The 7160-nt window shown below is 56.8% G+C and carries 6 protein-coding genes; 4 read left to right on the top strand and 2 right to left on the bottom strand.

Going from position 1 to position 7160, the window contains the following annotated elements:
* The 3 genes from QMX91_RS27235 to QMX91_RS27225 all read left to right on the top strand — a co-directional run.
* Positions 1–908, top strand: a 908-nt coding sequence (locus QMX91_RS27235) for an RHS repeat-associated core domain-containing protein (RefSeq protein WP_282413654.1), incomplete at its 5' end; no start/stop codon positions are given.
* Between the two features lie 3 nt (positions 909–911).
* Entirely contained in the window at positions 912–1268 is a 357-nt protein-coding gene (locus QMX91_RS27230; RefSeq protein WP_139055456.1) for a hypothetical protein, read from the top strand.
* A 6-nt stretch (positions 1269–1274) separates the two neighbouring features.
* Positions 1275–1907 carry a hypothetical protein gene (locus tag QMX91_RS27225; RefSeq protein ID WP_240795668.1) on the top strand — a complete coding sequence of 211 codons (633 nt, stop codon included), beginning with the start codon at positions 1275–1277 and terminating at the stop codon, positions 1905–1907.
* A 64-nt stretch (positions 1908–1971) separates the two neighbouring features.
* Here QMX91_RS27225 and QMX91_RS27220 read toward each other — a convergent pair whose 3' ends face one another.
* Positions 1972–3762, bottom strand: coding sequence for a bifunctional diguanylate cyclase/phosphodiesterase (locus tag QMX91_RS27220; RefSeq protein WP_282413653.1), 1791 nt, complete (start codon positions 3760–3762; stop codon positions 1972–1974).
* A 133-nt stretch (positions 3763–3895) separates the two neighbouring features.
* On the bottom strand, positions 3896–5980 hold the full coding sequence (locus QMX91_RS27215) for a carboxy terminal-processing peptidase (RefSeq protein ID WP_167734107.1): 2085 nt from the start codon (positions 5978–5980) through the stop codon (positions 3896–3898).
* 138 nt (positions 5981–6118) lie between these two features.
* Here QMX91_RS27215 and QMX91_RS27210 point away from each other — a divergent pair, with 138 nt between their 5' ends.
* Positions 6119–7081, top strand: coding sequence for a zinc-binding dehydrogenase (locus QMX91_RS27210; protein ID WP_282413652.1), 963 nt, complete (start codon positions 6119–6121; stop codon positions 7079–7081).
* Positions 7082–7160: the final 79 nt, after the last annotated feature.

Here is a 7160-nt window from a genome sequence, read left to right as displayed (position 1 = left end):
ACGGCAAAGGTCCGAAAAAGGCCTGCCCGTTCTACTACCAACTCGACCACCTCGGCACCCCGCAGGAACTCACCGACTACAGCGGCGAAATCGTCTGGTCGGCGCAGTACGACGCCTACGGCAAGGTCGCGGCGATCACCCTGGCCGGCGAGGACTACCTCGACCAGCCGCTGCGCTTTCAGGGGCAGTATTTCGATGCGGAAAGTGGGCTGCATTACAACCGGCATCGGTATTACGACCCGAGGTTGGGACGGTATTTGACGCCGGATCCCATCAAGTTGGCGGGTGGGTTGAATCAGTATCGGTATGTGCCGAATCCGACGGGGTGGGTGGATCCGTTGGGGTTGAGCTCGAACTGTCCGCCGCCGAATAAGCCTGGGTGTGAGGTACCGGGTGGGGCGAGTGACGCTAAGGTAGATAAGGGAGAGCCGGCGCTACCGAAGATGTCAGCGCAGGAGCGGCGCGCGAGAATTGACGAATTGGCAGAGCAGATCGCTCATAAAGAATTGAAAAAAATGGAGCTTGCCAATACCAAGGCGCATTTCTTACAAAAGCATGGTGCTCAGACTACTTTGGCAGCACAACTTGAGCGGGTGCAACATGCAAAGAACCCGACAACAGGTAAAGTGGAGATGAGGGTGAATCGGAAAACCAAGTCAAAAGAGCCAAGTATTCCTCGCGCAGCAACAAGATTTATTAGCCATAGAGATCAATTGAACGCGATAAATCGTGCGCAGCTTATATTTCGTCGTACCGGAAGCATAGCTCTCTCGTCATTGCCTGTTGAAATGGGTAGAAAGGTAGGGGAAGGATATAAGAGTAAACGGTTGGAATATGTGGAGACCACAAAAACTGTTGTTATTCTTGATGTTAATGGCAAACCAATAACAGCGTATACGGATTACTAGATCATGAAGTTTAAACCAAGTATCTCAATATTGGCAGGTTTCTTGTTTTTGCTTGATATTGATTATCCTCATGAGGAATCAGTTGAAGAGCTTATATGCTTGGCAGATGTTAACGATTACTCGGAGCTTTCGAAAGTATTTGACATTGTGATGAGGCCGGATTTTTTAAATTACTCAGAAGATGATAGAAGCTGGCTAATTGAAACTATCAGTTTCTTTTTGAACGAAAATGATTCGTTTGAAGGGGTTTTTGAAAAAAGAAGCTTTTTGTTTTCCGACGAAATAGAGGACGGACGATTTTTTATGAGTACTCTGTTGGGGCGGCTTCAGGTCTATCAGCAAGAAACGATCAAGGGTTGAATAGGGTTGAAAGTTTTTGAAGAAACAAAACGTGAACTACTTATTGAACGTATGGACGATGCTGGGTGCGTCTTCAATTTTATAGTCTTCGAACTTGAGTCGGAAGTAATAGTTGATGAGTCTGTTCATCGGCGAGCTTTGGTTGGTCTGCATGAACAACTTATGAGGGAAGCGTTGTGTCAGCATGCTCAGTTAATTAAAAACCCAGATTATGCGGGTAATAGTGTTCCAGAAATAAGTTGGGAGCTTGAGAAGGCAGTTGCAACACCGTTAAGTGATGGAGAGTTAAAAAATTTAATGTTGACGGAGGATTATGTGCGCGGGCCTCTAGCACTATACGGATCTTTTCGTGAGCCACCGTACGGCACCAAATTTAAGGGGGGAGAGCGTGAAGCTCAGGAGCTTTTTCATGAGTGGAAAATTGCTATCGGGCTTGTAGAGAATTGCGGGGTCACTGCGATAAATTGGGTGAAAGGAATCAATACGACATGGGTTGATCGTGAGGATGCGATTCCTGGAAGGGAATCGTGGAGTAATTATTTTGATAGTGGCCTGGAGTGGTGGGGAATATGGTGTATGACGATTTTGAACCCGGAGCGGCGCACGATAAGTGCACTAATAGCAAGTACTACTGACTAATTTTTATGGACTGACCCCTTCGCGAGCAAGCCCGCTCCCACAGGGAATTGTGTCTGCTGGGGAATCAGCGTTGGCCAATCAGTTGCGGCAGTTGAAGGTCGGCAGCAGCAAGGCTATCAATCACATGCACGCTATATCCCGGAACATTCTTCGCATGATGCTTCGCCTGCGAAGCCATTTCCGCGAGCTGGCTGGCATCCAGTTCTGAGCAGGCTTCGGGGTGCAGGTGGACGACGCCGATGGACAGTGACAGCAACGGGAACTCTTGGCGTACGCCTTGGCGATTCGGCGCGATAAAGCAACCAGCCTCAAGATGCTCAGGGCGATAGAAGCGGCGGCATTGGCTCTGGAAGTCGTCGAGCAGTTGGTTGAGGCGTTTGCGCCAGTCTTCCGGGCCGAGTACCAGCAGGAAGTCGTCGCCGCCGATGTGGCCGACGAAGTCGCGGGACGGGTCGACGCGTTCGTTCAGACATTGCGCCAGGCACAGCAGGACTTCGTCGCCACGGCCGTAGCCGTAGATGTCGTTGAAGGGTTTGAAGCTGTCGATGTCGACGTAGCAGATGATCGATTCGCGGCCCTGTTGCAGCAGGCGGGTCAGGCATTGCTGGATCGGCACGTTGCCGGGTAGCAGGGTCAGCGGGTTGGCGTAGCGGGCCTGCTGGATTTTCAGTTCGGTGATCAGTTTGAGCACGTCGATCACCCGGCCAAGGCCCAGATAACTGCCGTTGAGGGTGATGATGAAATCTTCTTCGATGCGCTGCCGGGCGCGGCTGGTGATCAGGCGGCTGACCTGTTGCAGCGACTGGCTCATTTCCACAGCGAGGAAGTCGTCGTTCATCAGGCGGCTGATTGGCTTGCGGGCGAACAGGTCGGTGGCAAACGGCTTGAGCAAGGCGTCGGACAACGAATGGCGATGGACGATGCCGCACGGCTGGCCCTGTTCGTCGAGCACCGCCAGTGAGTTCAGATTGGCCTGGCGGCGGAAGGCTTCCAGCACCGTGGCGGTCGGTGTGTCACGATGCACCGCCGGTTGCTCGTTGAGCAGGGCGCTGAGGTCGCTGCCTTCGTCGTTCAACGCCACGGTGCTGCTGTCGTGTTTCGGCATCAGGGCCCGGGCATCGCGGGGTGGATGCTCCTGCGGGCGAGCGAGCAGGTAACCCTGCACCAGATCGACGCCCATCTCGGTCAGCACCGCCAGTTCCTCTGGCAACTCGATCCCCTCGGCAATCACCTGTGCCCGTGACGCCTTGGCGATTTGCAGGATCGAGCCGACGAACTCGCGTTTCAACGCATCCTGATGAATGCCGTCGATGAAGTGGCGGTCGATCTTCACATAATCCGGGCGCAGCTCCGACCACAGGCGCAAGCTGGAATAGCCGGCACCCAGATCATCCAGTGCGATGGAAAAGCCCATCGCCCGATAGTGATGCAGGGCGGTTTGCAGCAACTGGAAATCGTCGATTGGCGTCTGTTCGGTGAGTTCGATCACTACTTGGCTGGGTGGAATACCGAAGTCCTGCAGCAGTTGCAGGGTCCGCCCCGGTTGGTGCGCGGCTTCAAGCAGGGATTCCGGTGAAACGTTGAGGAACAGCTTGCCCGGCAGTTGCTGCTCGTTGAAACGACGGCAGGCAGACTGGCGGCAGGCAATTTCCAGTTCGCTCAGGCGGCCGGCCTGACGCGCCACGGCGAACAGCGCGATTGGCGAATGCAGAGGGCTGTTGGACGGGCCGCGAGTGAGGGCTTCGTAGCCGAGAATGCGACGCTCGGAGAGACAGATGATCGGCTGGAACAGGCTGTGCAAACCGCTTTGAGTCAGGATCGAGCTCAAGGCACTCAGCTGTTCGGTCGTGGTCATGGCAATCTCTGGCGATAAAAAAAGGACTGGGAGCGCTCTTGCTTGAAGAGGCGCTCCCAGTCCTTTATTTCACGACAGAATGATGACTGTTTGATGACGCTCCGGGGAGCGTCACCACTAAATTGCCATCATCTTACTTCTTGGCCACCTGATTGCTCAGCTTCAGGTAATCCAGCAGCACGCGCCCGGTTTCGCTCAGGTAGGCGTCGTCTTCCGGTTTGACCTTGTCCGGCTCAGCTGCAGCCAGCGCGTCTTCATCTTCTTTCTTCAGTTCTTTGAGCGGTTCTTCGCCTTTGGCTTTGCGACGGATGTTTTCCATGGCCAGTTGCTTGGCATCGATGTCCGCGTGCTGGGCACGACGGTCGGCTTCATTGAGGCTGACGGTTTTCTCTTCCATCAGCTTCTGCGCCAGGGCCAGTTTGTCACGGATGAACACGAACTCGGCGTCTTTGGCGCTGCGTGCGTCATGCTCGGACTTGAGCTGCGCCAGGTACGGCTTGAACGGATCGGAGGCCGGCTTGATCGCTGCCTTGATGGTGTCCCACGGCATGGCTTCCGGCAGGGCGCTTTCGCCGATTTCCTTGGTGTCGATGATCGACGGGTAGTCGATGTCCGGCAGTACGCCCTGATGCTGCGTGCTCTGCCCGGAAACCCGGTAGAACTTGGCCAGGGTCAGTTTCAGTTCGCCATGGTTCAGCGGCTGAATGGTCTGCACGGTGCCTTTGCCGAAGGTCTGGCCACCGATGATCAATGCACGATGGTAGTCCTGCATGGCGCCGGCGAAGATCTCCGAAGCCGAGGCGGACAGGCGGTTGACCAGCAGAGCCATCGGGCCTTTGTAGAACGCGCCCGGGTTTTCATCTTCCAGCACATCGACGCGGCCATCGGCGTTACGCACGAGGACGGTCGGGCCCTTGTCGATGAACAGGCTGGTCAGTTCGGTGGCTTCCTGCAGGGAGCCGCCGCCGTTGTTGCGCAGGTCGATGACCACGCCGTCGACTTTCTCTTTCTGCAGTTCGGTCAGCAGTTTCTTGACGTCACGGGTGGTGCTCTTGTAGTCCGGATCACCGGCACGGAACGCCTTGAAGTCGAGGTAGAAGGCCGGGATCTCGATGATGCCGAGCTTGTAGTCCTTGCCGTCCTGTTTCAGGTTCAGCACGGATTTTTTCACCGCCTGGTCTTCAAGCTTCACCGCTTCACGGGTGATCGGCACGATCTTGCTGGTCTGGTCGTTCGGCGCATTGCTGGCCGGAATCACTTCCAGGCGCACCACGGTGCCTTTCGGGCCGCGGATCAGCTTGACCACCTCGTCCAGGCGCCAGCCCACCACGTCGACCATCTCTTTGTTGCCTTGGGCAACGCCGATGATCTTGTCGGCCGGTGCGACCTGCTTGGTCTTGTCGGCCGGGCCTGCCGGCACCAGGCGCACGACTTTCACTTGATCGTTGTCGCTCTGCAACACGGCGCCGATGCCCTCGAGGGACAGGCTCATGTTGATGTCGAAGTTCTCCGCGTTATCCGGCGACAGATAGTTGGTGTGCGGGTCGTAGGACATGGCGAAGGTGTTGATGTACGCCTGGAAGATGTCTTCCGCGCGAGTCTGGTCCAGACGCGCCAACTGGTTCTTGTAGCGCTTGGTCAGGGTTTCCTGGATCTGCTTGGAATCCTTGCCGGCGATCTTCTGCCGCAGCACTTCGTCCTTGACGCGTTTGCGCCACAGGTCGTCGAGTTCAGCGGTGGATTTGAGCCAAGGGGCGTCCTTGCGATCGATCAGCAAGGTTTCCTTGGTGGTGAAGTCCATCTTGTCGACGCCCTTGTTCAGCTCCGCAATGGCGAAGTCCAGGCGCGCCTTGACGCGGTCCAGATAGCGCTTGTAGATGGTGAACCCGGCGTTGAGGTCGCCGCTTTTGAGGAAGTCGTCGAACTGGGTCTTCCACTTGTCGAATTCGGCGATGTCGCTGGCCATGAAGTAGCTGCGCGACGGGTCCAGCAGCTTGATGTAGCTGTCGTAGATGATCACCGAGCGCGCATCGTCGAGCGGCGGCTTGCTGTAGTGGTGACGCTTGAGCAACTCGACGACGTTGAGGCTGGCGATCACTTCGTCGCGATCCGGCTGCAACTTGTCCCAGCTGTTGGCTGCGAATGTAGTGCCCGACACCGGCAACAAGCCGATACCGATGAAAAGAGCGAGGGCGGTGCTGGGGAGCAAATGCTTCATGCTGATTCGACGCGGGGACAATTGATAACGCATATTAGGCCGTCTTTGAAGTCGCCGGTTCTACGAGAGCCGGTCGCATAATGCAAAAAGCCCGGCGCTACAGCTTCGGGCTCAGTCCAGACTCACTATGGAGGCACTGTGAAGGCATTGCAAGGCGTTGAAGGTCAAGTGGCATGGCTTGAAGAGCCGAGTCCGGCATGTGATGTAGGACAAGTGCGCATTCGCGTGGCGGCTGCGGGCCTCAATCGCGCCGATTTATTACAGAAAGCCGGGCTTTATCCACCGCCGCCGGGCGCCAGTCAGGTGCTCGGTCTGGAGTGTTCCGGGGTGATCAGCGAAGTCGGCGCCGGCTCGTCCTGGCAGGTCGGCGACCGGGTCTGCGCCTTGCTGGCCGGGGGCGGAATGGCCGAGGAGGTGGTGGTCGACGGACGGCACGTGCTGCCGGTGCCCGAGGGCGTTTCGTTGATCGAGGCCGCGGCATTACCCGAGGTTTATGCAACGGTCTGGCTCAACGTGTTTCAACTGGCGGCGCTGAAACCCGGGGAGAAGGTTCTCCTGCACGCCGGGGCCAGTGGAATTGGTTCAGCCGCCATTCAGCTATGCAAGGCGTTCGGCAATCCCTGTTGGGTCAGCGTCGGGTCGGCTGAGCGATTGGCCTACTGTGAGGCGCTGGGAGCCCAGGGCGGCGTGGTGCGCACCGATGATCTGGAAAGCCTGCGCGACTTCGGGCCGTTTGACGTGATCCTTGATCCGGTCGGCGGCAACTATGCGGCGCTGAACCTCAAGCTGACGGCGCTGGACGGACGCTGGGTACTGATCGGCCTGATGGGCGGACGTGAGGCGAAACTGGACCTGGCACAGGTACTGGCCAAGCGCGTGCAGTTGCTCGGTTCGACGTTGCGCAGTCGCGACGATCAGTTCAAGGCCGACCTGTTCAGCGATTTGAGCCAGCATGTGTGGCCGCTGTTTGCCGAAGGGCGGTTGCGTCCGCAACTGGCAAAAACCTTCCCGGTGAAGGATGCCGAAGCGGCGTTTGCCGAGCTGGCGAGTAATACGGTGTCGGGGAAAGTGGTGTTGATGATTGACGACAGTCTGAGCTGAAAACACAAACCCCTGTGGGAGCGGGCTTGCTCGCGAAAGCGGTGAATCAGACACGAATTTATCGACTGACACTCCGCCT

It is taken from the genome of Pseudomonas sp. PS01299 (genome assembly GCF_029960145.1).
Classification (GTDB): domain Bacteria; phylum Pseudomonadota; class Gammaproteobacteria; order Pseudomonadales; family Pseudomonadaceae; genus Aquipseudomonas; species Aquipseudomonas putida_A.
The sequence above is the reverse complement of the archived record's forward strand: the minus strand, read 5'-3'. Positions and strand labels throughout refer to the sequence as shown.